This window comes from Rhodococcus sp. B10 (assembly GCF_011770055.1).
Lineage (GTDB): Bacteria > Actinomycetota > Actinomycetes > Mycobacteriales > Mycobacteriaceae > Rhodococcoides > Rhodococcoides kyotonensis_B.
On record NZ_JAAFYV010000010.1, the window covers coordinates 1 to 26,701 of the forward strand.

The 26,701-nt window shown below is 65.8% G+C and carries 21 protein-coding genes; 11 read left to right on the forward strand and 10 right to left on the reverse strand.

Features of this window, described 5'->3' with window-relative positions; genetic code table 11:
* Positions 1-174 precede the first annotated feature (174 nt).
* The gene (locus RhoFasB10_RS08635) at positions 175-801 is read right to left on the reverse strand and encodes an MBL fold metallo-hydrolase (RefSeq protein ID WP_068428972.1); all 627 of its coding nucleotides are present in this window, start codon (positions 799-801) and stop codon (positions 175-177) included.
* Positions 798-1,883, reverse strand: a complete 1,086-nt coding sequence (locus RhoFasB10_RS08640; RefSeq protein ID WP_167676054.1) for an S-(hydroxymethyl)mycothiol dehydrogenase — start codon at positions 1,881-1,883, stop codon at positions 798-800. The genes RhoFasB10_RS08635 and RhoFasB10_RS08640 overlap by 4 nt, the downstream gene beginning before the upstream one ends.
* 154 nt (positions 1,884-2,037) lie before the next feature.
* On the opposite strand from RhoFasB10_RS08640, the gene sthA reads away from it, so the two are divergent.
* The 4 genes from sthA (at position 2,038) to RhoFasB10_RS08660 (ending at position 8,424) form a co-directional block, all read left to right on the forward strand.
* Positions 2,038-3,471: a Si-specific NAD(P)(+) transhydrogenase gene (sthA, locus tag RhoFasB10_RS08645; protein ID WP_068428967.1), complete on the forward strand. Its 1,434-nt coding sequence runs from the start codon at positions 2,038-2,040 to the stop codon at positions 3,469-3,471.
* A 165-nt stretch (positions 3,472-3,636) separates the two neighbouring features.
* On the forward strand, positions 3,637-4,587 hold the full coding sequence (locus RhoFasB10_RS08650; RefSeq protein WP_167676056.1) for a PAC2 family protein: 951 nt from the start codon (positions 3,637-3,639) through the stop codon (positions 4,585-4,587).
* A gap of 241 nt (positions 4,588-4,828) precedes the next feature.
* Positions 4,829-5,866, forward strand: coding sequence for an alpha/beta hydrolase (locus RhoFasB10_RS08655; RefSeq protein ID WP_068428963.1), 1,038 nt, complete (start codon positions 4,829-4,831; stop codon positions 5,864-5,866).
* A 47-nt stretch (positions 5,867-5,913) separates the two neighbouring features.
* The gene (locus RhoFasB10_RS08660) at positions 5,914-8,424 is read left to right on the forward strand and encodes a DEAD/DEAH box helicase (RefSeq protein WP_167676058.1); all 2,511 of its coding nucleotides are present in this window, start codon (positions 5,914-5,916) and stop codon (positions 8,422-8,424) included.
* 3 nt (positions 8,425-8,427) lie between these two features.
* On the opposite strand, the gene RhoFasB10_RS08665 is transcribed toward RhoFasB10_RS08660, so the two are convergent.
* Positions 8,428-9,348, reverse strand: a complete 921-nt coding sequence (locus RhoFasB10_RS08665) for a hydrogen peroxide-inducible genes activator (protein ID WP_167676060.1) — start codon at positions 9,346-9,348, stop codon at positions 8,428-8,430.
* Positions 9,349-9,400: 52 nt separating this feature from the next.
* Between RhoFasB10_RS08665 and RhoFasB10_RS08670 the strand changes: the two genes are divergently transcribed.
* Positions 9,401-10,078 (forward strand): PhzF family phenazine biosynthesis protein, encoded by a 678-nt coding sequence (locus tag RhoFasB10_RS08670; protein ID WP_068428957.1) that lies wholly within the window; start codon positions 9,401-9,403, stop codon positions 10,076-10,078.
* On the opposite strand, the gene RhoFasB10_RS08675 is transcribed toward RhoFasB10_RS08670, so the two are convergent.
* Positions 10,065-10,724, reverse strand: coding sequence for a hypothetical protein (locus RhoFasB10_RS08675; protein WP_068428954.1), 660 nt, complete (start codon positions 10,722-10,724; stop codon positions 10,065-10,067). The genes RhoFasB10_RS08670 and RhoFasB10_RS08675 overlap by 14 nt on opposite strands.
* A 30-nt stretch (positions 10,725-10,754) precedes the next feature.
* Here RhoFasB10_RS08675 and RhoFasB10_RS08680 point away from each other — a divergent pair, with 30 nt between their 5' ends.
* Entirely contained in the window at positions 10,755-10,976 is a 222-nt protein-coding gene (locus RhoFasB10_RS08680; protein WP_167676062.1) for a hypothetical protein, read from the forward strand.
* On the opposite strand, the gene RhoFasB10_RS08685 is transcribed toward RhoFasB10_RS08680, so the two are convergent.
* Entirely contained in the window at positions 10,960-12,219 is a 1,260-nt protein-coding gene (locus tag RhoFasB10_RS08685) for an aminotransferase class III-fold pyridoxal phosphate-dependent enzyme (protein WP_167676064.1), read from the reverse strand. The two genes, RhoFasB10_RS08680 and RhoFasB10_RS08685, sit on opposite strands and share 17 nt — an antisense overlap.
* Positions 12,220-12,342: 123 nt before the next feature.
* Between RhoFasB10_RS08685 and hrpA the strand changes: the two genes are divergently transcribed.
* Positions 12,343-16,236 (forward strand): ATP-dependent RNA helicase HrpA, encoded by a 3,894-nt coding sequence (gene hrpA / locus RhoFasB10_RS08690; protein ID WP_167676066.1) that lies wholly within the window; start codon positions 12,343-12,345, stop codon positions 16,234-16,236.
* On the opposite strand, the gene nrdR is transcribed toward hrpA, so the two are convergent.
* Together nrdR and RhoFasB10_RS08700 are read right to left on the reverse strand one after the other, a co-directional pair.
* Entirely contained in the window at positions 16,226-16,690 is a 465-nt protein-coding gene (gene nrdR, locus RhoFasB10_RS08695) for a transcriptional regulator NrdR (protein WP_068428940.1), read from the reverse strand. The two genes, hrpA and nrdR, sit on opposite strands and share 11 nt — an antisense overlap.
* 175 nt (positions 16,691-16,865) lie before the next feature.
* The gene (locus tag RhoFasB10_RS08700; protein ID WP_125833460.1) at positions 16,866-17,198 is read right to left on the reverse strand and encodes a hypothetical protein; all 333 of its coding nucleotides are present in this window, start codon (positions 17,196-17,198) and stop codon (positions 16,866-16,868) included.
* Between the two features lie 284 nt (positions 17,199-17,482).
* Here RhoFasB10_RS08700 and lexA point away from each other — a divergent pair, with 284 nt between their 5' ends.
* Positions 17,483-18,274 carry a transcriptional repressor LexA gene (gene lexA / locus RhoFasB10_RS08705; protein WP_206030689.1) on the forward strand — a complete coding sequence of 264 codons (792 nt, stop codon included), beginning with the start codon at positions 17,483-17,485 and terminating at the stop codon, positions 18,272-18,274.
* Positions 18,275-18,442: 168 nt separating this feature from the next.
* Here the strand turns inward: lexA and RhoFasB10_RS08710 are convergent, their stop codons facing one another.
* From RhoFasB10_RS08710 to ptsP, 3 genes are all read right to left on the reverse strand, one after another.
* A complete protein-coding gene (locus RhoFasB10_RS08710; RefSeq protein WP_068428935.1) occupies positions 18,443-19,585 on the reverse strand; it encodes an acyl-CoA dehydrogenase family protein in 1,143 nt (380 codons plus the stop codon).
* A 138-nt stretch (positions 19,586-19,723) separates the two neighbouring features.
* Positions 19,724-20,989 carry a solute carrier family 23 protein gene (locus RhoFasB10_RS08715; RefSeq protein WP_068428934.1) on the reverse strand — a complete coding sequence of 422 codons (1,266 nt, stop codon included), beginning with the start codon at positions 20,987-20,989 and terminating at the stop codon, positions 19,724-19,726.
* Between the two features lie 23 nt (positions 20,990-21,012).
* Positions 21,013-22,698, reverse strand: a complete 1,686-nt coding sequence (ptsP, locus tag RhoFasB10_RS08720) for a phosphoenolpyruvate--protein phosphotransferase (RefSeq protein ID WP_167676068.1) — start codon at positions 22,696-22,698, stop codon at positions 21,013-21,015.
* Positions 22,699-22,836: 138 nt separating this feature from the next.
* Here ptsP and RhoFasB10_RS08725 point away from each other — a divergent pair, with 138 nt between their 5' ends.
* From RhoFasB10_RS08725 to RhoFasB10_RS08735, 3 genes are read left to right on the forward strand one after another with little or no spacing between them, the layout of a single operon-like run.
* Complete coding sequence (locus tag RhoFasB10_RS08725; RefSeq protein WP_068428929.1) at positions 22,837-23,604, forward strand: DeoR/GlpR family DNA-binding transcription regulator; 768 nt, start codon at positions 22,837-22,839, stop codon at positions 23,602-23,604.
* Entirely contained in the window at positions 23,601-24,611 is a 1,011-nt protein-coding gene (locus RhoFasB10_RS08730) for a 1-phosphofructokinase family hexose kinase (RefSeq protein WP_068428926.1), read from the forward strand. The genes RhoFasB10_RS08725 and RhoFasB10_RS08730 overlap by 4 nt, the downstream gene beginning before the upstream one ends.
* A gap of 8 nt (positions 24,612-24,619) precedes the next feature.
* Complete coding sequence (locus RhoFasB10_RS08735; RefSeq protein WP_167676070.1) at positions 24,620-26,671, forward strand: fructose-specific PTS transporter subunit EIIC; 2,052 nt, start codon at positions 24,620-24,622, stop codon at positions 26,669-26,671.
* Positions 26,672-26,701: the final 30 nt, after the last annotated feature.

Genomic DNA, 26,701 nt, shown 5'->3' on the forward strand with positions numbered 1-26,701 from the left:
GTCGCGTGTGCTTCAGGTGTCCATCGATGCAGCAGCCGACACATCACGGGAAAGACAGCCATCGGCGTCAGCGCGGAAACGAGTCAAACCACTGCATCGACGAACCATTCCAGTATCACTGCGCGGATAGTCGGACTCTGGACCGACTAGGCGCGCACGGGTAGCGCAGCTGCATCAGCTACCGCGCTTGATCCACTCCTCGAGGTGCGGCGATTCGTCGCCGATGCTGGTGCCGTCACCGTGGCCCGTGTTGACCGCGGTCTCGGCAGGCAGCGCGAACAACCGGTCTCGGATCGAGCCGATGATCGTCGGGAAGTCCGAATACGACCGGCCCGTCGCACCAGGTCCCCCGGAGAACAACGTGTCCCCGGAGAACAACTGCCCCGCCTCGGGCAGATACAGGCACGTCGACCCGGGCGAGTGACCCGGGGTGTGGAACGCGACGATGTCGGTCCCCGCCACCGAGATGCGCTGCTCGTCCTCGAGCGTCCCGTGACCGACGCCGGGGTGGGTCTGTTCCCACAGCACGTCGTCGGCCGGATTCAGAAGAATCGGCGCGTCGAGCGCGCGGGACAACTCCGGCGCGACGGTGACATGGTCGTTGTGGCCGTGGGTGCAGACGATCGCCTTCACCGTTCGGCCCCCGACGGCGTCGATGATCGGCCGCGCATCGTGCGCGGCGTCGACGATCACGACCTCGTTGTCGTCGCCGATCAACCAGATGTTGTTGTCGACATCCCACTCACCGCCGTCGAGCGCGAACGTCCCGGACGTGACGACCCTGTCGATACGCAGGCTCATAGTTCGACCACCGATCGCAGTACCTCGCCCTTGTGCATCTTCTCGAACGCGGCCTCGATGTCCTCGATCCCGATTCGCTCGGTCACGAACTTCTCGAGCGGCAACCGTCCCTGCTCGTACAGATCGACCAGCAGCGGGAAGTCACGCTCGGGCAGGCAATCTCCGTACCACGACGACTTGAGCGATCCACCGCGAGAGAAGAAGTCGATCAACGGCATCTCGAGCGTCATCTCCGGCGTCGGCACACCCACCAACACCACGGTGCCCGCGAGGTCGCGGCCGTAGAACGCCTGCCGCCACGTCTCGGGACGACCGACCGCGTCGATGACGACGTCGGCACCGAAACCGCCGGTCAACTCCTGTATCGCCTCGACCGCATCGACCGTCGACGCATCGACGGTGTGCGTCGCCCCCAGGTCCTTTGCCCACTCGAGCTTGCCCGGATCCCGGTCGACGGCGATGATCGTCGTCGCACCCGCCAGACGCGCACCCGCGATCGCCGCATCGCCGACGCCACCACACCCGATCACCGCGACCGAGTCACCGCGCGAAACGTTGCCGGTGTTCATCGCCGCACCCAACCCGGCCATCACACCGCAGCCGAGCAACCCGACGACTGCAGGATCGGAGTCCGGGTTCACCTTGGTGCACTGGCCCTCGTGGACGAGTGTCTTGTCCGCGAACGCGCCGATACCCAACGCGGGCGAGAGTTCGGTGCCGTCTTCGAGGGTCATCTTCTTCGACGCGTTGTGGGTGTCGAAGCAGTACCAGGGCTTGCCCTTCTTGCAGGCCCGGCACTCACCACACACCGCACGCCAGTTCAGGACGACGAAGTCGCCGACCTCGACATGGGTGACCGCGTCGCCGACGGTTTCGACGATCCCGGCTGCCTCGTGCCCGAGCAGGAACGGGAACTCGTCGTTGATGCCACCCTCGCGGTAATGCAGATCGGTATGACACACCCCGCACGCGGAAATCTTCACGACCACGTCGTTCGGACCCGGATCAGGAATCACGATCGTCTCGAGAGACACCGCCTCACCCTTCGCCTTCGCGACGACGGCACGCACCTGCTGTGGCATTGCAACCTCCACTTTCGACTGGATTTGTCTTGACATCAGCCTTCCACAACCCATGCACGTGTAGCGACATACGCACCTCGTGGGGCCCGAGCTGTTCACGAGTTCGTGATCCGGGTGGCACATGGACTTTGCGTGCGAGGAGTACCTATGAGCCATGTCTGCTGCGATGGAATACGACCTCGTCGTGATCGGATCTGGACCCGGCGGCCAGAAGGCGGCAATTGCGGCCGCCAAGCTGGGCAAACGCGTCGCGATCGTCGAGAAGGGCAAGATGCTCGGCGGAGTGTGCGTCAACACGGGAACCATCCCGTCGAAGACGCTGCGCGAGGCCGTGCTGTACCTGACCGGCATGAATCAGCGAGAGCTGTACGGCGCCAGCTACCGCGTCAAAGCCAACATCACCCCCGCCGACCTGCTCGCGCGGACGACGCACGTCATCGGCAAGGAGATCGAGGTCGTCCGATCGCAACTGTTGCGCAATCGGATCGAACTCATCACCGGGACAGGCGCATTCCTCGACCCGCGCACGGTCGTCGTCGACGATCCTCAGCGCGGTGAGCGCATCACGGTGACGGCCAAGAACGTCGTTATCGCGACGGGCACGTCGCCTGCCCGTCCCGCCGACGTCGAGTTCGACGACTATCGGGTTCTCGATTCCGACGGCATCCTGAATCTCGAATTCATCCCTGCATCGATGGTCGTCGTGGGCGCAGGCGTCATCGGCATCGAATACGCGTCGATGTTCGCGGCACTCGGCACGAAGGTGACCGTCGTCGAGAAGCGCGACACGATGCTCGACTTCTGCGACCGCGAGATCGTCGAGTCGCTGCAATTCCATCTGCGCGACCTCGCAGTGACCTTCCGGTTCGGCGAAGCGGTGACCGCCGTCGACGTCGGCCCGGCGGGCACCGTCACGACGCTCGCGAGCGGGAAGCGAATCCCCGCCGAGGCGGTGATGTATTCCGCGGGGCGTCAGGGCATGACCCGATCGCTCGATCTCGAGAAGGCGGGACTGGAAGCGGATGCTCGCGGGCGCATCTTCGTCGACGAGAACTTCCAGACGAAGGTCGACCACATCTACGCCGTCGGCGACGTCATCGGCTTCCCCGCGCTCGCGGCGACGTCCATGGATCAGGGCAGGCTCGCCGCGTACCACGCGTTCGGCGAGTCGAGTCAAGGCTTGATGGATCTGCAACCCATCGGCATCTACTCCATTCCGGAGGTGTCGTACGTGGGCGCGACCGAGGTCGAGCTCACCAGGAACTCGGTCCCGTACGAAGTCGGCGTCTCCCGCTATCGCGAGCTCGCCCGCGGCCAGATCGCAGGCGACTCGTACGGGATGCTGAAGCTTCTGGTCTCCACCGAGGACAGAACTCTGCTCGGCGTTCACATCTTCGGCTCCGGCGCCACGGATCTGATTCACATCGGCCAAGCCGTCATGGGATGCGGCGGCACGGTCGACTATCTCGTCGACGCGGTGTTCAACTACCCCACCCTGTCCGAGGCGTACAAGGTCGCCGCGCTCGACGTCACCAACAAGATTCGGGCTCTGCAGAATTTCGCGGGCCGCGCGTCTCGACAGGAATGACGCGCGCGGGAATGAACACGGCGACACCCGCGTTCCTTTCGTACGAATCGAGTCGTGACTACGGGTGCGTTAGGTAGTAGCACTCGTGGGTATTCTGTCGCGAAGTCGGTTTCGCCTTCCGGTGCCGCACCAGCGCCGTCGGCGAGTCTACGAAAGGGGTCCGTGGTGGACGAGAAGTCGAGTATGTACGAACTGGAGTTTCCCGCTCCGCAGACCTCGTCGGGCGACGGCGTCGGCCCCGTTCTCGTTCACGGCCTCGAAGGATTCTCCGACGCGGGCCACGCCGTCCGTCTCGCGACGCAGCACCTGCGCGACACGTTGGAGACGGAGTTGGTGGCGTCGTTCGACGTCGACGAGCTGATCGACTACCGCTCGCGGCGTCCGACGATGACGTTCAAGGCCGACCACTTCTCGGATTACGATGCGCCGGAGCTGAATCTGTACGCCGTCAAGGACAACGCCGGGGTGCCGTTTCTTCTGCTGTCGGGTCTGGAGCCGGACCTGCGCTGGGAGAAGTTCACGACGGCGGTACGCCTTCTGGCGGAGCAGCTGGGCGTTCGCCGCACGATCGGACTCGGGTCCATTCCCATGGCCATTCCGCACACACGTCCGCTCGGCGTGACCGCGCACTCGTCGGACAAGTCGATGGTGCCGTCGGATCAGAGTTGGTCGGGTGAACTGCAGGTGCCGGGCAGCGTCTCCTCGTTGCTCGAATTCCGACTCGCGCAGCACGGACACGACTCGATGGGCTTCTCGGTGCACGTGCCGCACTACCTGGCCCAGACCGACTACCCGGCCGCCGCCGAGACACTGCTCGAGAACGTCAGCGAAGCCGGTGACCTGGATCTGCCGCTGGCGGCACTGGGACAGGCCGCAGCGCGCGTACGCGAGCAGGTCGACGAGCACATCACGGGCAACGAAGAAGTTCAGTCGGTCGTCCACGCGCTGGAACGCCAGTACGACACCTACGTCGCCGCGCAGGAGCAGCAGTCGACACTTCTGGCCGGTGACGAGCCGTTGCCGAGTGGAGACGAGCTCGGAGCGGAGTTCGAACGCTTCCTCGCCGAGCAAAGCGGATTCGACTCGGATACCGACGACACCGATCGCGAGAACTGAACCGACGACCGAACGTGCGTCCGTGTGACTGCTCACACGGACGCACGTATCTTTGTGTGACCTGGAATGGGCTGACGACGCACGAAACATATCTGTAACTACGAATACGCTCTCTTCTCTCGCCGATCGCACGTACTCGTGCGAGAGTCATAGATGTAATTCGAGTCGGAACCGGCGCGCCCCAGCCCGTCACGCACCGCGGTCCGGCGCCGAGATACGTGCAAGGACTACAAGAGGCAGCATGAGCACCCTACGCACGCGGAAGCTTCGGCCGGTTCCCGACGCCGAGCCACGCTTGATGTACCGAACCATTCACGGGTACCGCCGCGCCTTTCGTATGGCCGGAGACGGACCTGTCCTGTTGCTCATCCACGGCATCGGCGACAATTCCGAGACGTGGAACGACATCGTCCCGCATCTCGCCCAGAACTACACCGTGATTGCGCCCGATTTGCTGGGGCACGGCAAATCCGACAAGCCTCGCGCCGACTACTCCGTCGCGGCGTACGCGAACGGGATGCGTGACCTGCTGTCGGTGCTGGGCATCGATCGGGTCACCGTCGTCGGCCACTCCCTCGGCGGCGGCGTCGCAATGCAGTTCGCCTACCAGTTTCCGCACATGGTCGACAGGCTCGTCCTCGTGTCGGCCGGCGGCGTCACCCGAGACGTCCACCCGATTCTGCGTCTGGCGTCCATTCCACTCGCCAGCGACGTCGTCAAGGTTCTTCGCGTTCCCGGGGCCATGACGATGGTGAAGCTGGCGGGCGACCTCGTCGGAAAGCTGAACCGTTCCCCGTTCCGACCGGGCGCGATGCTGCACGACACTCCCGATCTGGTGCGTGTCCTCAGCGGACTCCCCGATCCGACCGCGCACGAGGCGTACCTGCGAACGCTGCGCGCCGTGGTCGACTGGCGCGGCCAGGTCGTCACGATGCTCGACCGCTGTTACCTGACCGAGAACCTCCCCGTACTGCTCGTCTGGGGTGGTAGCGATTCAGTGATTCCGGTGAGCCATGCGCATCTCGCCCATTCTGCGATGCCCGGCTCCGTCCTCGAGATCTTCCGTGGATCGGGTCATTTCCCGTTCCGGGACGATCCCATCCGCTTCCTGCAGGTCCTCGAGACGTTCCTGGCGTCCACTCCCCCCTTGGACTTCGACGAGGCACGGTGGCGCAACCTGTTGCTGAACGGCATCGGTGAGGACACGATCACCGGTAGCGCGAGCACGCGCCTCGCCGTACTCGGCGCGATGGGGTCGGACGAGCGCAGCGCGACGTGACAAGGGGCGATGGCGCCTCCCACGCACTCGACCCATAACCTGTAGACGTGCTTCTCACCGATCTCGTCCCCGATCCCACGACCGACGAAGCACAGGACCCGGACACACTGTTCGACGTCTTCACGTCGTGGACCGTCGACCGAGGCCTGACGCTGTATCCCGCGCAGGAAGAGGCGCTCATCGAGCTGGTGTCGGGCTCGAACGTCATCCTCGCGACGCCGACCGGTTCCGGGAAGTCGATGGTGGCCGTCGGTGCGCATTTCGCGGCGATGGCGTCGGGCATTCGGAGCTTCTACACCGCGCCGATCAAAGCACTCGTCAGCGAGAAGTTCTTCGCGCTGTGCGAGATCTTCGGCGCCCAGAACGTCGGAATGATGACGGGCGACGCGTCGGTCAATGCGGGAGCGCCCATCATCTGCGCCACCGCGGAGATCGTCGCGAACCTGGCGTTGCGTCAGGGCGCGAACTCGGACATCGGTCAGGTGATCATGGACGAGTTCCACTACTACTCCGAGCCCGATCGCGGCTGGGCGTGGCAGGTGCCGCTGATCGAACTCCCGAACGCGCAGTTCCTGCTCATGTCCGCCACGCTCGGTGACGTCTCGTTCTTCCGCGACGACCTGACCAGGCGCACCGGCCGCGCGACGACGGTGGTGTCCGGCTCGGAACGCCCTGTGCCGCTGATGTTCTCGTACGTGACGACGCCGATCGGCGAAACCATCGAAGAACTCGTCGACACTCATCTCGCGCCGGTGTACGTCGTGCACTTCACGCAGGCCGCCGCCCTCGAACGTGCGCAGGCTCTGACGAGCGTCAACGTCGCGTCGAAGGAGGAGAAGCAACAGATCGCCGACGCCATCGGCCAGTTCCGCTTCACGACCGGCTTCGGAAAGACGTTGTCTCGCTTAGTCCGTCACGGCATCGGCGTCCATCACGCGGGCATGCTGCCGAAATATCGACGCCTCGTCGAGAAGCTCGCGCAGGACGGCCTGCTCAAGGTCATCTGCGGCACGGACACTCTCGGCGTGGGAATCAACGTGCCCATCCGAACGGTGCTGTTCACCGGACTGACCAAGTACGACGGCATCCGTACCCGCCAGCTACGTGCGAGGGAATTCCACCAGATCGCAGGCCGGGCCGGACGAGCCGGATACGACACGTTGGGAACCGTCGTCGTCGAGGCGCCCGAGCACGACATCGAGAACGCGCGACTGATCGCCAAGGCCGGTGACGACCCGAAGAAACTCAAGCGCGTCCAACGCAAGAAAGCGCCGGACGGATTCGTCTCGTGGGGCGAGCCGACGTTCGACCGGATCGTCGCCGCCAGCCCCGAGCCGCTGCAGTCGCGGTTCGCCGTCAGCAATTCGATGTTGCTCAATGTCATTGCGCGACCCGGCAATTGCTTCGACGCGATGCGCCACCTGCTCGAGGACAATCACGAGAGCCGACCTGCGCAGCGTAAGCACATCCTTCGGGCGATCACGCTGTATCGAGGACTCGTGGCCGCGGGGATCGTGGAGCAACTCGACGAGCCGGACGCCGATGGCAGGCATGCTCGGTTGACGGTCGATCTGCAGCCGGACTTCGCCCTGAACCAGCCACTGTCCCCGTTCGCACTGGCGACCTTCGAACTGCTCGACGCCGAGTCGCCGACGCATGCCCTCGACGTCGTCTCGGTCATCGAAGCGACGCTCGACGATCCCCGCCAGATCCTGATGGCGCAGCAGCACGCGGCCCGAGGTGAAGCCGTCGCACAGATGAAGGCCGACGGTATCGAGTACGACGAGCGCATGGAGTTGCTGGAAGAGGTCACGTGGCCGAAACCCCTTGCCGAGCTTCTCGTTCCGGCGTTCGAGATCTATCGCGGTGGCCACCCGTGGGTGAGCGAGTTCGCGCTGTCGCCGAAGACCGTCGTCCGCGACATGATCGAACGAACGATGACGTTCGCCGAGTTGATCAGCCACTACGGACTGACTCGTTCCGAGGGCCTCGTGCTGCGGTATCTCGCCGACGCGTATCGCGCATTGCGCCAGACGGTACCTCCCGAGGCCAGGACCGAGGAAGTGCAGGACATCACCGAATGGCTCGGAGAGCTTGTGCGCCAAGTCGATTCGAGCCTGCTGGACGAGTGGGAGAACCTCACCGATCCGGGTGAGGAGCCGGAGGCGAAACCCGAAGCCTACGGCGGGGATTCACCGAGGCCGATCTCGGCCAACCCGCGCGCGTTCCGTGTCATGGTCCGCAACGCGATGTTCAAGCGCGTCGAGCTCGCCGCAGCAGGTCGGTGGGCGGCGCTCGACGAGCTGGACGACGGGCCGGACTGGGAGGCCGAGCTCGCGCCGTTCTTCGACGAGTACGGCGAGTTGGGCACCGGTCCGTCGGCGCGAGGCCCCGCTCTGTTCGATCTCACCGTCGGGCCGAACCGCACGACGGTTCGGCAGATCCTGGAAGATCCGGACGGCGATCAGGGCTGGTCGTTGAATGCCGTGGTCGACGTCGACGAATCGAACGCATCAGGCGAGATCGTGTTCGACGAGGTGACGATCACCGCGGGCTGACGTTCAGGCGTGCAGGCCGGCGCCGACGGACGAGATCAATGCCGCGATGGCACCGTACTCTTCGGCGCGTGCACTCGAGGCGCGGTAGACGAGCCCCATCGTGCGTCCGGGCTTCGGATCGGCGAACTCGGCGACGCCCAGATTTCCCTTGGCCGTCTCGACCGCGACAGCCGACCGGGGCACGAGCGTCACACCGAGCCCGCCCGCGACGCACTGCACGACCGTCGCCAGTGACGTCGCGCGTGTGTCGCCGGCCGCGGGAACGGCGTCGACGGAACGACACAGATCGAGCGTCTGGTCGCGCAGGCAATGCCCTTCGTCCAACAGCAGTATCGGCTGATCGACGAGAGCCGACAACGTCAGATCCGTACGACCGTCGAGAGGATGCCCCGAGGGCACGATCAGCACGAAATCCTCGCTGTACAAGGGCAGATCGACGACTCCCGACTCCTCGGTCGGCAAGGCGAGAACGGCGGCCTCTATCGCGCCCGAACGCAACGACGCGAGGAGGCGCTCGGTCCGATCCTCGACGATGAACGGCTCCAGCGCCGGATACTCACGGCGCAGCGCCGGCAGCAGCGCGGGCAGGACGTACGGCGCAACCGTCGGAATGAGACCCAGTCGAAGCGGTCCGGACAGCCCACCGCCCAATCCCGACGCCGCCACCGTGAATCCGTCGGCGGCCTCGAGCGTGGCCCGCGCGCGGTCGAGCAATTGGCTTCCGGCCGTCGTCATGAGGACTTTGCGTGTACTGCGTTCCACGAGTTGCACCCCGAGGCCCTGTTCCAACGACGCGAGCGCCTGCGACAGCGTCGGCTGGCTGACCTTCAGTCGTGCCGCGGCCGTTCCGAAGTGCCGGTGCTCGGCCACGGCGACGAACGCACGCAGTTGCGACAGCGTGGGTTGGAAACTTTGATCAGCCATGCCTATCAGTTTAGCGAGGGCTATCGCCTGCGCCTTTGGTAGATTCCCCGACATGAGTATCGACGTGGCAGTCGTTCGCGTGTTCACCGACGACGCAGGCCGGTACGGCAATCCACTCGGAATCGTCCGCAGCCACGCCGTGCCGCCCGCCGAGCGTCAGTCGCTGGCCACCGAACTCGGCTTCAGCGAGACGATCTTCGTCGACCACGACGGCGGGTCGACGGCATCCGCCGCCATCTTCACTCCCGCCGTCGAACTCCCGTTCGCGGGGCACCCGACCGTCGGCCTGTCGTGGTGGCTCGGCGCGCAGGGGCACCCGATCGACACCCTCGTCGTCCCTGCCGGAGAGCTGCAGGTGACCTACGGTGACGGCACGACGGCGGTGCGGGCACGAGCCGACTGGGCTCCGGAGTTCACGATGCATCCGTTGACGACCGTCGATGAGGTCGAGTCGGTCGACCCGTCGACCTTCACCGAAGGGCACCACTACGTGTGGGCATGGATGGACGCCGAACACGAGGCGATACGTTCGCGAATGTTCGCGCCCGAGATGGGGATTGCCGAGGACGAAGCGACCGGCGCGGCAGCAGTTCGCATCACCGCCTCGCTGGGACTGGGGATCCGCATTCACCAAGGCCGCGGATCGAGGCTGCTGACGACCTGTCTGGACGACGGTTGGATCGAGCTGGGCGGCCGGACCGTCGCGGACTCGTCGATCACCGTGCGGTAGGCGGTTCTTCGTGCGGCACGTCGACAGCGATCTCGGCACCCAGCGTGACGCCGTCGGCCAGCGGTAACCGATCGCCGCTCCAGAATTTGCCCGGGTCGAACCAGTTCGCCTTCTTGTGCCCGGCGAGCAGGCCCATCGACTCGTACGTCGTCGCAACCACTTCCGCGCAGTAGGCCGTCTCGATCGCAGCCGAGGGCTCCTGCCGCCGAATCAACGTGGGGACGCGTCCTTTGAACCAGCGCCCCGCCAACTTCGCCGTCGTCGGAAACGCGGTGCCGTCCATGCGAGCGATGGTCCGCATCAACGCATCTTCCTGCTCTCGTGTCACGGCCGTCCCCAATTGCCGCAGCCAGCACCGCTGTTCGTATTTCAGCGTCCACTGGAGCACGGCAGCGCGAAGATCGTGCAGTTGCACACCGCGCTGGAAGTTGCCGGTCCACATGTCCTGCAACGACTTTCCCAGCTCCGCATGCCACATCAGCGGAGGCAGATCGTCCACGACGACGGCCATCCCCACATGGTTGACGGGACTGTTCGTCAGAGTTTGAATCGCCCTGTCGGCCGCCGAACGGCCACGGAAGATCCAGATGTCACCGGTCCTGGTCGCGTCCACCGCTGTATCCAGATCGATTCGCGACGCATTCATACGGTCGAGCTTAACCAGTACGGTGAAGCCATGAAGCTGTGGAAGATCCTGGGCCTCGCGGGCGTCGCGGGCGTCGCCGCCACCGGGGCTTTCGTCGTGCGATCGGAACGCGCGCGACGCGCCTACGCCCCCGACGAGGTTCGGCAGGAGCTGCACAAGCGGTTCGCGGAGGCATCGACCGCAACGGCCGACGCCCCCGCTTCCCCGACGGGGTTGCAGCGCTTGCGCTCTCGGTTCAGCCGAGCGCGCTGAGAATTCGTCCCGCGAGTTCCTCGACTTCGGCGTCGGTCATCACGAACGACGGCGAAATCTGCATCGCACCCTGGCCCGCGGCGCGCCCGGACACGCCGTGCTCGCGCAGCGTCCCGACGAACGGCAGTGCCTCGGCCGGATCGGCGAGTTGCACCGCGGCGACGGCACCGAGGCCACTGCGCACCTCCTGAACGCGCGGATGGTCGGCGAGCGGCGCGAGATGGGTGTGCAGCGACGTCTCGAGGCGCGCCGACTCCTGCAGCAGGTTCTCGCGTTCCATGATGTCGAGCGTCGCCATCGCGGCCGCCGCAGCGCCCGCATGGCCGCCGTACGTGTAGCCGTGGCGCCACCAGACCCCACCGGAGAAGAACGGTTCGGCGATGTGCGGCGCGACGAACACCGCACCCATCGGCACGTAGCCCGACGTCAGGCCTTTGGCCGTCGTCATCAGGTCCGGCTGCAGATCGAAGCGCGTCGACGCGAACCACGAGCCGCCGATGCGACCGAATCCCGTCACCACCTCGTCGGCGACGAAGAGAACGTCGTGGTCGCGGCAGATCTGACGCACTTCCTGCAGATATCCCTGCGGGGGCAGATAGACGCCACCCGCGCCGATGATCGGTTCGCAGAAGAACGCGGCGATCTGGTCCGCGCCCACTTCCTCGATCAGCGCGAGCAAGGCCTTCGCATCGTCCCAGGCCACCGTCCGTGCGTCGGGCATCAGTTCGCCGTAATTCTCACGGTTGACCGGAATGCCCGCCAAGGCGGTGCCGGCGACGTGCATGCCGTGATACGCCTTCTGACGGCCGACGATGAGCTTCTTTCCGGGCTTTCCCGTCTCGTGCCAGTACCTCCGGGCGAGCTTGGCTGCGGTGTCGATCGAATCGGAACCGCCGGAGGTGAAGAACACCTTGCTGCCCGCGACCGGCGCGATCTCGCCGAGTCGTTCCGCCAACGCGAGTGTCGTCTCGGGGACGAAGTCGCCGAAGTTCGAGTAATGCGCCAGCGACCCGAGCTGGGTTGCGACGGCGTCGGCGATCTCACGACGCCCGTGCCCGACGTTCGTGAACCACAGGCCGGCGGTGGCATCGAGGTACTTGTTGCCCTCACGATCCCAGATGTAGGCACCCTCGCCGCGCGATACGACGAACGGCCCCTTGGTGGTGACTGCGCCCATGTCGGCGAAGCCGTGCCACAGCGCGGAATGGGTGGATTCGTAGGTCGGCTCGGCCGGAGTAGACATGCCAGAGAGCTTAGTCGGACCCCGTTCGTCGAGTGTGAGCCGTCTCTCCACTCGGCACCGAGTCGTTCCGCGGCGTTCACCACACGAAGGGGAGTCGGTTCGACCGATTATCCTGGAGGCAGCATGTCTACTGAAACCGTCTCGCACCGTCGTCGCACCCTCACCGCTCGTCTCGAGGGTGTCACGCTGCGCGACGAACATCGTCTCCGTCGTCGGCTCGACCGGGCACGCACGGACGACGCACTGAACGCGATCGAGAGCGACGTCGCGCGCGCCGAGCTCGTGGTGGCGAACCGTCGCACGGCAGTTCCCGTCGTCGAATATCCCGAATCTCTTCCGGTCAGCCAACGCAAGGACGACATCGCGGCTGCGATCGAACAGCATCAGGTGGTCGTCGTCGCGGGTGAGACCGGATCGGGCAAGACGACGCAGATTCCGAAGATCTGCCTCGAACTCGGCCGCGGTGTTCGAGGGTCCATCGGCCACACCCAGCCGAGGCGTCTCGCGGCCCGCACGGTCGCCGAACGCATCGCCGAGGAAGTGGGCCAGGAGATCGGCGAAACTGTCGGCTACAAGGTGCGATTCACCGACCAGTCCTCGGATTCGACGCTCGTCAAACTGATGACCGACGGCATTCTGCTCGCCGAGATCCAGCGCGACCGGCTGCTGCGCCAGTACGACACGCTCATCATCGACGAAGCCCACGAACGCAGCCTGAACATCGACTTCATTCTCGGGTACCTCGCTCAGCTCCTCCCCCGCCGCCCCGATCTCAAGGTGATCATCACGTCGGCGACGATCGACCCCGAACGTTTCGCACAGCACTTCGCTCGTGACGGAGTTCCGGCCCCGATCGTCGAGGTCTCCGGTCGAACGTTCCCCGTCGAGATGCGTTATCGCCCTTTGTCGGTCGACGTCGGCGACACGACGATCGATCTCGATCCCGTCGACGCGACGTGCGACGCCGTCGACGAGCTGCTCGGCGAGGGCGACGGCGACATCCTGGTGTTCCTGTCCGGCGAACGCGAGATTCGAGACACCGCGGACGCACTGCGGGACCGGAAACTACGCAACACCGAGATCGTTCCGCTGTATGCGCGCCTGTCCGCGGCCGAGCAGCACCGGGTGTTCACGCCGCACACGGGACGGCGAGTCGTGTTGTCCACCAACGTCGCCGAGACGTCACTGACCGTGCCCGGCATTCGCTACGTCGTGGATCCGGGCACCGCGCGCATCTCGAGGTACTCGATACGGACGAAGGTGCAACGCCTTCCGATCGAGAAGATCTCCCAGGCGTCCGCACGGCAGCGCGCAGGCCGTTGCGGTCGCGTGGCGGACGGCATCTGCATTCGGCTGTACTCCGAGGAGGACTTCGAGGCCAGGCCGCACTTCACCGAGCCGGAGATCCTGCGTACCAACCTCGCGTCGGTGATTCTGCAGATGACGTCCCTCGGCCTCGGAAAGATAGACCAGTTTCCGTTCGTCGAGCCGCCGGACCCGCGGAGCATTCGCGACGGCGTCGGACTTCTCGAGGAGCTGGGAGCGCTCTCGGCCGGGAAGAACGACGAACCGGAGCTCACCCCGATCGGACGTGAACTCGCGCAGCTCCCCGTCGATCCACGAATGGCGCGGATGCTCGTCGAAGCCAATGCCACCGGCGCGCTCGCGGACGCGCTGGTCGTCGTCTCCGCGCTGTCGATCCAGGACGTCCGAGAGCGGCCGGTAGAGCACCAACAGGCTGCAGACGAGAAGCACGCACGGTTCGCGGTCGAGAATTCCGACTTCCTCGCCTACATCGAGTTGTGGAAGTACCTGCGCGAACAACGAAACGAGTTGTCGTCGAACCAGTTTCGGCGCATGTGCCGTAACGAGTTCCTGCACTACCTGCGCATTCGGGAATGGCAGGACCTGCACGGTCAGCTACGTCAGATCACGCGCGGACTCGGCTGGACCGTCCCCGAGAACGAGAGCACTCCGGTGGCACTGCACCAAGCGTTGCTGTCCGGTCTGCTGTCGCATATCGGACTACGCGAGGGCGAGAAGCGTGAGTTTCTCGGCGCCCGCGGTACTCACTTCGCGATCTTCCCCGGATCGGGGTTGTTCAAGAAACCGCCGCGTTGGGTGATGGCAGCCGAATTGGTCGAGACGGGGCGATTGTGGGGCCGGATGGCCGCCCGCATCGAACCCGAATGGGCCGAACGACTCGCTCCGCATCTGGTGAAGCGGACGTACTCCGAACCGCATTGGTCCATCAAACGACAGACCGCGATGGCCTACGAGCGTGTCACGCTGTACGGCATCCCGCTCGTGACGGGACGTCCGGTGAACTATCACCGCATCGACCCGGAGATCTCGCGCGAACTGTTCATCAGACATGCTCTCGTACAGGGTGAGTGGAAGACGCAGCATCCGTTCTTCCACAAGAACCGCACGCTGCTCGAGGACGTCGGAGAACTCGAGAACCGAGCTCGACGGCGTGACATCGTCGTCGACGACGACGCACTGTACGACTTCTACGACGCCCGAGTCGGAAAAGAGGCGGTGTCGGCACGCCACTTCGACACGTGGTGGAAGAAGGCGCGCAAGGCCGCTCCGGAACTTCTGGACTTCACCGCTGCCACTGTCGTCAACCCCGACGCGGCCTCGGTCCTCGGTGGCGACTACCCGGATGCGTGGCGGCAAGGCGAAATACAATTCCCACTCACGTATCAGTTCGAACCGGGATCGGAGGCCGACGGCGTCACCGCCCGCATTCCGATCGCGCTCCTCGCGCAGGTGCAGCCCGTGGGCTTCGACTGGCTGGTCCCCGGTATGCGCGCCGAGTTGGTGGCGACACTCATCAAACTTCTTCCGAAAGCTGTGCGTCGCAACGTCGTTCCGGCACCGGATTTCGCTGCTGCGGCATTGAGGTCGATGAAGCCCAGGTCGGAGCCCGTCGTCACGGCCCTCGCGAGGGAGCTTTCCCGCCTCGGCGCCTGCCGCATCGACCCGACCGACTTCGACGTGGCGTCGTTGCCGCCGCATCTGCGCATGACCTTCGTCGCGGTCGACGGGAGCGGCACCGTTCTCGGCTCCGACAAGGACCTGGTACGGCTGCGAAAGACGTTGTCGCCGCGCGTCGATCGCGAGGTCGCCAGCGCCGTCGGACAGGCCGAACGCGCACCGACACTGGCCTGGACGTCGTCCTCGCTCGGCACGTTGGAGGACACCGTCACCCGGTCCGTCGGCGGGCAGACCGTCACGGGCTACCCCGCGCTCGTTCCCGAGAACGGTGGTGTGGCCGTGCGTGTGTTGAGCACACCCGCTCAGCAGCGCGCGTCGATGCGGGACGGAACACGCGCCCTCCTGCTCGAGTCCGCGCCCCGGGGCACGAAAGCGTTGCTCGCGGGCATTCCGACGAAGGAACGTCTCGCGCTCGGACAGAACCCGTACGGAAGTGTCGAGGCACTGCTCGAGGACTGCCGCCGAACCGCCGTCGACGAAGTAATGATGGCGCACGGCGGTCCGGTGCGCAGCCCCGAGAAGTTCGCCGCGCTGTCGAAGGCGGTCAACGCAGACACCGCAGCCCGCACGTCCCGGATCGTCGCGCTCGTGCGGCCGATTCTGACTGCCGCGATGGAACTTCGATCGATCCTGGACACGAAGAAGGGCGACGCCGCCGACGACGTCCGGGAGCAACTCGACGGTCTGGTGTTCGACGGCTTCGTCTTCGAGTTCGGGTCCGCTCGACTCGCGGACATTCCCCGCTACCTGCAGGGCGCAACCGCTCGCCTGAAGTCGTTGCCGAGCAGCGCGTCTCGTGACGACGCGGGCATGGACGTGCTGGATCGCGTCTACGAAGCGTACGACCGCCTGCTGAAGTCGCTACCCGAGGCACGACAGAGAAGTTCGGCCGTCCAGGACGTGTTCTGGTCTATCGAGGAACTTCGCATCGGCCTGTTCGCGCAGGGGATTCGAACTGCCTATCCGGTGTCCGAGAAACGAATCATGAAGGCGATGGACGCAGTCAGTCGCTGACGCCGGCCTCGCGGTGCGCGCGCAATTCGAGGATCTCCTTCTCGAAATCCTCGGCCGAGCTGAAGGATCGGTACACGGACGCGAAGCGCAAGTAGGCTACTTCGTCGAGATCGCGGAGTGGGCCGAGGATGGCCAATCCGACCTCGTGGCTGGGAATTTCGGCGGATCCGGAGGCACGAACCGCGTCCTCCACCTGCTGAGCCAGGAGGTTCAACGCGTCGTTGTCGACATCCCGGCCCTGGCACGCGCGTCGCACACCTTTGACGACCTTCTCGCGGCTGAACGGCTCGGTGACGCCGCTGCGCTTCACGACCGCGAGGACCGCTGTTTCGACCGTGGTGAACCGACGACCGCATTCCGGGCACGACCGACGCCGACGAATCGCCTGGCCTTCGTCCGCCTCGCGGGAATCCACCACGCGCGAATCAGGGTGCCTGCAGAACGGGCAATGCATGTCGGAGCCTCCGTCGTAGCCGATGCACTCCCCGCCATCACCGGTCGAACGCGTAGGACCCGTGAAACACCTAGGACGCACGGGAGGTGCAGGCTCCGAGAATACTCGGAGCGCTACGTGCTGAACTCGATCACCCGTCTGGGACGGAAAGCCGACCACCGGCGACATGACGAGATCATTCTCCCGTGGCCGACGGTACGACGTGTTCCACCGATTGACTGGGCGGCTGCGACGCCGGTTCGAGCTGCCCCGCGCGGAGGTTGGCGAGCCCGACCAGCGCGAGGATCACCACTGCGGTACCCACGACGCCTGCCACGGTGGCCTGCCACGAGATCGACTGATCGGAACGGCGTTCTTCGACGCACGAGTCCGCGTACGCACCCATCGACGACGGCTGATGTGCCGACGGGGCCGAGTGCACGTAGCGACGTCGCGCGGGCGTTGCGCGTCGACGGGAGGGACGCGCGACCGGGCGGACCACCCGAGGGTCTGAAACCGTGATGCTCATCGAGATCTCCACTGCTGTCGACGATGATCGAACCACTTGCCTTCGTTCCATTCGATCAGGCGTTCGATGAACGCTTGTTCGAAGTTCTATCACGCGGGTCCGACAAAGTCAGTAGAAAATGCGACACGGATCGAACAGATGTTTGATCGAACAGCGTCGACGGGCTAGATTCGTGTCAGAAACCACACGTCACACCGGCACCACTCGAAATGGCGTCACAGAACCACAGGCGACAGCCACACCAGCATCGGCAACGCACGCCGAGACGGCAGGAGGATGCACGTATGAAGGACGAGACCTCGTCAGGGTCTACACCGGCACCGAAGTCCGCCGGATCCAGGTCTGCCGGCAAGAGTTCGGCGGGCAAGCCTGCCGCCGTGCCGACGGCGAAGGCCTTCGAAGGAGAAGGCACCGACATCAACGCGGGGCTCACGGAGCGTCAGCGCAAGGTACTCGAGGTCATTCGCGCATCGGTCACCGAGCGCGGGTACCCGCCGAGCATCCGTGAGATCGGTGACGCGGTCGGTCTGACGTCGACGTCGTCGGTCGCCCATCAGCTGCGGACGCTCGAACGCAAGGGATTCCTGCGCCGTGACGCGAACCGTCCCCGTGCGGTGGATGTTCGCGGACTCGACGAGGTGCAGGCCGATCACGCAGCCGCCGTCGCCGACGGTTCGGCTGCCGCCGAGGATCAGCTGCCGACACCCACGTTCGTGCCCGTCCTCGGACGTATCGCCGCCGGTGGCCCGATTCTCGCCGAGGAAGCCGTCGAGGACGTCTTCCCGCTGCCCCGCGAACTCGTCGGCCAGGGGTCGCTGTTCCTACTCAAGGTCGTCGGCGAGTCGATGATCGACGCCGCGATCTGCGACGGCGACTGGGTGGTCGTACGGCAGCAGAGCGTCGCCGACAACGGTGACATCGTCGCGGCGATGATCGACGGCGAGGCCACCGTGAAGACGTTCAAGCGGTCCAAGGGCGATATCTGGCTCATGCCGCACAACCCTTTGTTCGAACCCATTCCGGGCAACGACGCCGCAATCCTGGGCAAGGTCGTCACCGTGATGCGCAAGCTCTGATTCCACGAACGACGAAGCCCGCGCCCACCGAGGTCGTACTCGGTGAGCGCGGGCTTCGTGCTGTCGTCGGGGCCACACCCCGGCCGGAGCGAATGTGGCCTTCCGGTCACTCGGAGTGACCGAATGTCACCCTCGGTCGGGAAAGAGAAAGGAAACGGGGAGGCGGGACTACAGGTCCAGCCCGCGCCCGATGATCTCCTTCATGATCTCGGTGGTGCCGCCGTAGATCGTCTGGACGCGTGAGTCCATGTACGCCTTGGCGATCGGGTATTCCTTCATGTAGCCGTAGCCGCCGTGCAGCTGCAGGCACCGATCGATCAGCTTGACCTGGTTCTCGGTCGTCCACCACTTTGCCATCGCAGCTTCCTGCACCGTCAGCGTTCCGGCGTTGAGCAGTTCGATGAACTTGTCGACCATGATGCGGGTCGCCGTGGTCTCGGTGGCCAGTTCGGCCAGTACGAAGCGGGTGTTCTGGAACTTGCCGATCGACTTGCCGAACGCCTTGCGGTCGCGGCAGTACTGGACCGTCATATCGAGGGCGGCCTCCATGGCGGCGGCAGCGACGACGGCGATGGACAGTCGCTCCTGCGGCAGATTCTGCATGAGGTAGATGAAGCCCATGCCTTCTTCGCCGAGCAGGTTGGCAGCAGGCACTCGAACGTCGGTGAAGCTGAGCTCGGCGGTGTCCTGCGCCTTCATGCCGATCTTGTCGAGATTGCGGCCGCGTTCGAAGCCGGGCATGTCCCGTTCGACGACGAGCAGGCTGAAGCCCTGCGCGCCCTTGTCCGGATCGGTGCACGCGACGACGATGACGATGTCGGCGTTGATCCCGTTGGTGATGAACGTCTTCGAGCCGTTCAGCACCCATTCGTCACCGTCACGAACGGCTTTGGTCTTGATGCCCTGCAGGTCGCTGCCGGTGCCGGGCTCGGTCATCGCGATCGCGGAAATCAGTTCGCCCGAACAGAATCCGGGCAGCCACCGCTTCTTCTGCTCCTCGTTGGTGAGCTTGATCAGGTACGGCGCGACGACGTCGTTGTGCAGTGTGAAGCCGATGCCGCTGTAGCCACCCCTGGTCGTCTCCTCGGTGACGATGGAGTTGTACCGGAAGTCCTCGACTCCCCCGCCGCCGTACTCCTCGGGCACGGCCATACCGAGAAAGCCTTGCTTTCCGGCTTCGACCCACACGTCACGGTCGACGATGTTCTGCTCTTCCCACGTCGCGTGATTCGGAGCGACGTGTTGTTCGAGGAACTTGCGGTACGACTCGCGGAAGAGATCGTGCTCCGAATCGAACAGGGTGCGTTCCACTTCATCACTCCTCATCGGTACTGCCGGACGGCATGGAACCTCGCCGCCGACGGTTGGCGTAGTTCGAACATTACGACCGAACCGAGTTCGCAGTCGATGACCGTTTCGTGCGTCATCGGTGACCGAACGCGCGGTACGTCAGTTCTGTCGCGCCCGAGCCAGGCTGCGCACGATCGGATAGCCGACGAGGATGCCCACCGAGCCCCATGCGATGCCGCCGAGTTCGACCGAGCCGACCGTCAGCGTCAGGTCCCCGATGCCTGCGACGAGCGCCGCGGCCACGACCATCAGGTTGACCGGGTCGGTGAAGTCGACCTTGTTGTCGAACCAGATACGTACTCCGAGGAGACCGATCAGGCCGTACAGCACCAGCGTCGCACCGCCGATGACCCCGGAGGGAACGGTGAAGACGAGAGCCCCGAACTTCGGCGAGAACGCGAGAACCACGGCGGTCGCGGCGGCAACCCAGTACGCGGCCGTCGAGTAGACACGGGTGGCGGCCATGACGCCGATGTTCTCCGCGTACGTCGTCGTCCCCGACCCACCTGCCGCGCCGGCCAGGGTGGTGGCCAGGCCGTCGGCGATCAACGCGTCACCGGCCAGGTCGTCGAGCGACTTCCCCGTCATGGCCGACACGGCCTTGACGTGTCCGACGTTCTCCGCGATCAACACGATCACGACCGGCAGGGCGATGAGTACGACGGACAGCTCGAACGTCGGCCCGCGGAACTCGGGCACGCCGATCCAGGCCGCGTCGCGCATAGCGTCGAGCCTGGTCTGGTCGATCTCGCCGAGAACGGCCGCGAAGACCCATCCGATCACGACGCCGACCAGAATGCCGAGCCGACCGAGAAGTCCTGGACCGACGACGGTGACGAGCAGAATCGCGATCAACGTCACCGCCGCGACGAGCGGCTGCGCCTCGAACGACGACGTCGCGGCCGGAGCCAGGTTGAGCCCGATCAAGACGACGACGGCTCCGGTGACGACCGGCGGCATGACGGCTTCGATCACCCGTCCGCCCGCGAACCTGACGACGAAACCGATTGCGGCCAGGACGATTCCGACGGACATGACGGCGCCGAGTTGCGCTGCCGGCCCGTCTGCCTGCGCAGCACTGAGCGGGGCGATGAACGCGAACGACGATCCGAGGTAGCTCGGAATGCGTCCGCGTGTGATCACCAGGAAGAGCGCGGTGCCGATTCCGGAGAACAGCAAGGTGGTGGTCACCGGGAATCCGGTGACCGTCGGAACCAACAGCGTCGCACCGAACATGGCGATGACGTGCTGCATTCCGATACCGATCGTGCGCGGCCACGACAGACGTTCGTCCGGGGCCACCACCGCGCCTGCAGCGACAGTCTTTCCGTTGCCGTGCAGGGTCCATCCGAAGTTTCGACTCACAAGGACTGAATCCTAGAGGGCATTCAGTTCAGGATTGCAGCAACCGCCGCGCGTGCGGCGGAAGCGCTGTCCGCGCGCAGAGCTGCGTCGGCTGCCTCGACACACTTGTCGAACGTGACGGTCGACAGCTTCGCTCCGACGTGGGCGACGGCGGCCGACGCAGCCGACAGCGACGTGATGCCCAGACCCACGAGCACACACGCGAGCAACGGATCGGCCGCTGCCTCGCCGCATACACCGACCGGCTTGCCTGCGGCGGCACCTGCCTTGGCGGTGTGCGAGACGAGCGCGAGCACGGCAGGCTGCCACGGATCGGTCAGCGCGGCCAGTTGAGAGGACATCCGGTCGGCTGCCATCGTGTACTGGGCGAGGTCGTTCGTGCCGATCGACAGGAAGTCGACGTGCTCGAGAATGTGCTCGGCCAGCAGGGCCGCGGCGGGAACCTCGATCATCACCCCGGGTTTCAGCCCGCGCTCACGCACGTCGGCCGCGAACGCAGCGGCCTCGGCGGCGGTCGCGATCATCGGGGCCATGACCCACGGGTTCGAGCCGGTCGCCTTCGCTGCGGCGGCGATGCCGTCGAGCTGGCGATACAGGATGCCACGATCCTGTTCCGCGATGCGGATTCCACGAACACCGAGGGCAGGGTTGGCCTCGTCGGCGTGATTGGCGAAGCGCAACGGTTTGTCCGAGCCTGCATCGAGTGTGCGGACGACGACCTTGTGTCCGGCGAACGCCTCCAGCACCTCCCCGTAGATCGCGGCTTGCTCGTCGACGGTCGGCTCGGCGTCGCGGTCCAAGAAGCACAACTCCGTCCGAAACAGTCCGACGCCGTCCGCCGCGGAACTGCGGGCTGCGCGCGCGCCTGCGCCGTCCTGGACGTTCGCGAGGATGTCGACGGGGTGACCGTCCGCCGTGGCGCCCGGACCGCTCCAGCCCGACACACGGGCGAGTTCGGCTTTCGCGTCGGCGACGAGCCTCGCCGCGTCGTCCGCGTTCGGGTCGAGCACCACGTCGCCCGTCGTGCCGTCGACCATGGCCGTCGTGCCCGCGGGCACGTCGTCGAGACCGGCAACGGCGACGATGCAGGGGATGCCCAGCTGACGCGCGATGATCGCGGTGTGACTGGTGGGCCCGCCGAGCGACGTCGCCAAGCCGACGACGAGGGTGGCGTCGAGACCTGCGGTGTCGGCCGGCGCCAGGTCGTCGGCGAAGAGGATCGACGGCTCGGTCGGCACCGGCACGCCGGGCTCGTCGACTCCGAGAATTTCGGCGACGACCCGGTCGCGGATGTCGCGAAGGTCGGTGACGCGCTCGGCCATCAGTCCGCCGAGCTTCTCGAACATCGTCGCGATCTGTTGCGTTGCTGCTTCCGTCGCTGCCGTCGCGCGGGTGCCCTTGGAGATCAGCTTCTCGGCGGCACCGAGCCATCCGCGATCCTGGGCCATCGCGGCGTTCGCCGACAGGACTTCCGACGCGGCCCCGGTCGCGAGTTCCGCTCGTCCCCGCAGCCGGGCGGCCACGGTCGCGGCGGCCGTGCGGAAGCGTTCGAGCTCTTCGCCGCGCGCCGCGTCGTCGACGACGGTCGTGTCGGTCGGAACTTCCGGGCGACGGCCGGGTCGGATGACCGGGCCGAATCCCACACCGGGAACGACAGGAGTCCCCCGCAACACCGTGTCCTGCGCATCGGATCGCAGCGATCCCGTCATGTGTCCTCCTTCGTCGTTCGGTGTGTTCGACCCGTCACCCGCCGTTGTCTGTGATCGAGATTACTCGTCGGCCTTGACATGTCAACAGATACGGGCGTAAAACAACATAAACCAACAGTAATCAGGAAGGAGTCGGGGGTGTACGCAGAAGAACGACAGCAATCCATCGCGGAACTGATCAGCACCCGCGGCCGCGTCTCCGTCGCCGACCTGTCCGTTGCCTACGGCGTCACCACCGAAACGGTGCGACGCGATCTCGCAGTGCTCGACCGCCTCGGCGTCGTGCGTCGAGTGCACGGCGGAGCGGTGCCCGCATCGGCGCTGACGGCCACCGAGCCCGGTGTCGGAGAGCGCGAGTACACGCGCGCGGAGCAGAAGGACGCGATCGCGTCCGCAGCGCTCGACTACCTTCCTCCCGCGGGCGGCAGCGCCGTCTTCGACGCCGGAACCACCACCGGGCGACTGGCCTCCCTGCTGACCGGCGACCGCGACCTGACTCTCGTCACCAATTCGGTACCGATCGCCGCGAGGGTTGCGCCGCTCACCGGCGTGAACCTGCGGATGCTCGGCGGCCGCGTGCGCGGTACGACGCAGGCCGCCGTCGGACCCGAGGCCATGCAGGCGCTCGAATGGCTGCGCGTCGACGTCGCGTTCATCGGCACCAACGCCCTCAGTATCGGCCACGGGCTGTCCACACCGGACAGCGACGAAGCCGCCGTGAAACGAGCGATGGTCAATTGCGCCAACCATGTTGTCGTTCTCGCGGATTCGACGAAGATCGGCCGCGAACACCTCGTGAGCTTCGCCAGACTGGACCACATCGACGTCGTCGTCACCGACGGCGACATCGAGGACACGGATCGTAAGAGTTTGACCGACAACGGAATCGAGGTCGTGACCGCATGATCGTCACACTGACAGCGAACCCGAGTATCGACAGAACCGTCGTACTCGATTCGGAACTGGTTCGCGGCGGAGTGCATCGAGCACGCACCACCGTCAACGACCCCGGTGGCAAAGGCGTCAACGTCGCGCGAGTGCTGACGGGCGCGGGCGTCCAGTCCATGGCCGTCCTGCCTGCGGCAAGCGGCGACCCGCTGTTGGAAGCACTGAGCACCAAGGGCGTTCGCTTCTGGAGCGTGCCGACCGACGGCCTCGCACGCACCAACATCACCGTCAGCGAGCCCGGTGGCACGACGACCAAGATCAACGAACCCGGCGCCGTGCTCACCGCGGCAACGCGTGACGCGCTGTTCGAGACCGTCGTCGATCTCGGCCGCGACGCTGCGTGGGTTGCATTGTCGGGATCGCTGCCGCCCGGAATCGCACCCGGTTGGTACGCGGAACTCGTTCGCGCACTGCGCGAGACGCCGTGCAGGGTCGCCGTCGACACCTCGGACGAGCCATTGCTGTCGCTCGCCGAATCGTTCCCCGAATCCGCTCCCGACCTGATCAAGCCGAACTCCGAGGAACTCGCCCAGCTGACCGGCGTCGACGGCGACGCGCTCGAGCAGGCGGCGTCAGCCGGCGACCCGACCGCAGCGGTCGAAGCCAGCCGCATTCTGCTCGGTCGCGGCGTCGGCAGCGTTCTCGCCACTCTCGGCAGCGCCGGGGCCGTCCTCGTCACCGCCGAGGGTGCCTGGTTCGCCAGCCCGCCACGGATCGATGCCATCAGCACGGTCGGCGCGGGCGACTCCTCTCTTGCCGGCTACATCCTGGCCGACATCGAACACTGTTCGCCGGCCGATCGTCTCCGTCGCGCAGTCGCTTTCGGAACTGCAGCCACCGCCCTACCGGGTACGACGCTGCCGACGCCGAATCAAGCACGGCCCGACGCCGTCACCGTGCATGCTCTCGATTCACCTCCCGCCAGCTCGTCCTCTACCCCTTCCAGTTCGTCGACACTCTCCTAGGAGCCGTCATGTCCACACCAACCCACGATCCCGCGATCATCGCGGAGGAGCTCATCCTCCTCGATGCGGACCTCGGCGAGTCCAAAGATGCTGTCATCGAACGACTGTCCGAGACTCTTGCCGCCGCAGGCCGCGCGACCGACGCCGCGCCGCTGCGTGACGCCGCCCTCGCCCGCGAGGCTCAGTCCGCGACCGGCCTGCCCGGTGGGATCGCGATCCCGCACTGCCGCGCCGACGCCGTCACCTCGGCCTCGCTCGGTTTCGCTCGGCTGAACCCGAAGGTCGACTTCGGAGCACCGGACGGCCCTGCCGATCTCGTGTTCCTGATCGCAGCTCCGACCGGAGCCGGATCCGCGCACATGAAGCTGCTGTCGAGCCTCGCGCGTGCTCTCGTCAAGCCGGAGTTCGTCGCGTCGCTGCGCAACGCCGCCACCGCGGCCGACGTGGTCGCACTGGTCGACGGCGTGATCAACCCGGCACCGAAGGCTGCACCCGCCGAGGCACCTGCCGCCGCTCCCGCAGCTGCGCCTGCCACTGCGGAACCCGCTGCCGACGCACCCGCCGACGCCCCGAAGCACATCGTCGCCGTCACTGCCTGCCCGACCGGCATCGCGCACACCTACATGGCCGCCGACTCCCTCGTCGCAGCCGGTGAGCGAGCAGGTGTCACGGTGCACGTCGAGACCCAGGGATCGAGCGGAAGCACTCCCCTCGACACATCGGTCATCGCGAGCGCGGAAGCCGTCATCTTCGCCACCGACGTCGGTGTCAAGGGCAAGGAACGCTTCGCGGGCAAGCCCGTCGTGTCGTCCGGCGTCAAGCGCGCCATCAACGAGCCCGACGTCATGGTCACCGAGGCACTGCGTGCGTCGTACGACCCGAACGCAGCTCGCGTGTCCGGCACCGCAGCGTCCTCGAGCGGAAGCAGCGCGGCCGCGGGTGAACTCGGCTGGGGCACGCGAATCCGGCAGATCCTGCTGACCGGCGTCAGCTACATGATCCCGTTCGTCGCGGCAGGCGGTCTGCTCATCGCGCTCGGCTTCCTGCTCGGCGGATACGAGATCTCCGGCGTCGCCGAGGACATCGTCGTCAACAACTCCATCACGTCTCTTCCCGACGGCGGATTGACCGCCTACCTCGGAGCCGTGTTGTTCCAGATCGGCGCGCTGTCGTTCAGCTTCCTCGTGCCCGCCCTGGCCGGCTACATCTCGTACGCCATCGCCGACAGGCCGGGTCTCGCACCAGGATTCACGGCCGGTGCCGTTGCGGTGCTCGTCGGAGCAGGCTTCATCGGCGGTCTCGTCGGTGGTCTGATCGCAGGCTTCGTCGCACTGTGGATCAGCAAGTGGCGCATTCCGGCCGTGCTGCGTGGCCTCATGCCCGTCGTCATCATTCCGTTGTTCGCGACGCTGATCGTCGGCGGAATCATGTTCCTCGTGCTCGGCAAGCCGCTCGCCGCGATCACCAGCGGACTCACCAACTGGCTCAACGGCCTCAGCGGCAGCTCGGTGGTCATCCTCGGCGTCATTCTCGGCCTGATGATGTGCTTCGACCTCGGTGGCCCGGTCAACAAGGCCGCGTACGCATTCGCCACCGCCGGTCTGTCGGTGACCGACACCGCATCGCTGCGCATCATGGCTGCTGTCATGGCTGCCGGTATGGTTCCGCCGCTCGCGATGGCACTCGCGTCGGCCATTCGACCGAGGCTGTTCACCGAAGCCGAGCGCGAGAACGGTAAGGCGGCATGGTTCCTCGGCGCGGCGTTCATCTCCGAAGGCGCCATCCCGTTCGCCGCAGCCGACCCGCTGCGCGTCATCCCGTCGATGATGGCCGGCGGTGCTGTCACCGGCGCCCTCATCATGGCAACCGACGTCACGCTCAGTGCCCCGCACGGTGGCATCTTCGTCTTCTTCGCCATCGGCAAGATCGTCTGGTTCCTCATCGCTCTCGCGGCCGGAACCGTCGTGTCGGCTCTGCTCGTCGTGTTTGCCAAGCAGTTCGTCAAGGGTAAGAACGCTCCGACCGAAGAAGCGCTCGACCCCGACGTCGTCCCCGCCTGATCCCCACCCACTTCTCGAACCCTGCAGGAG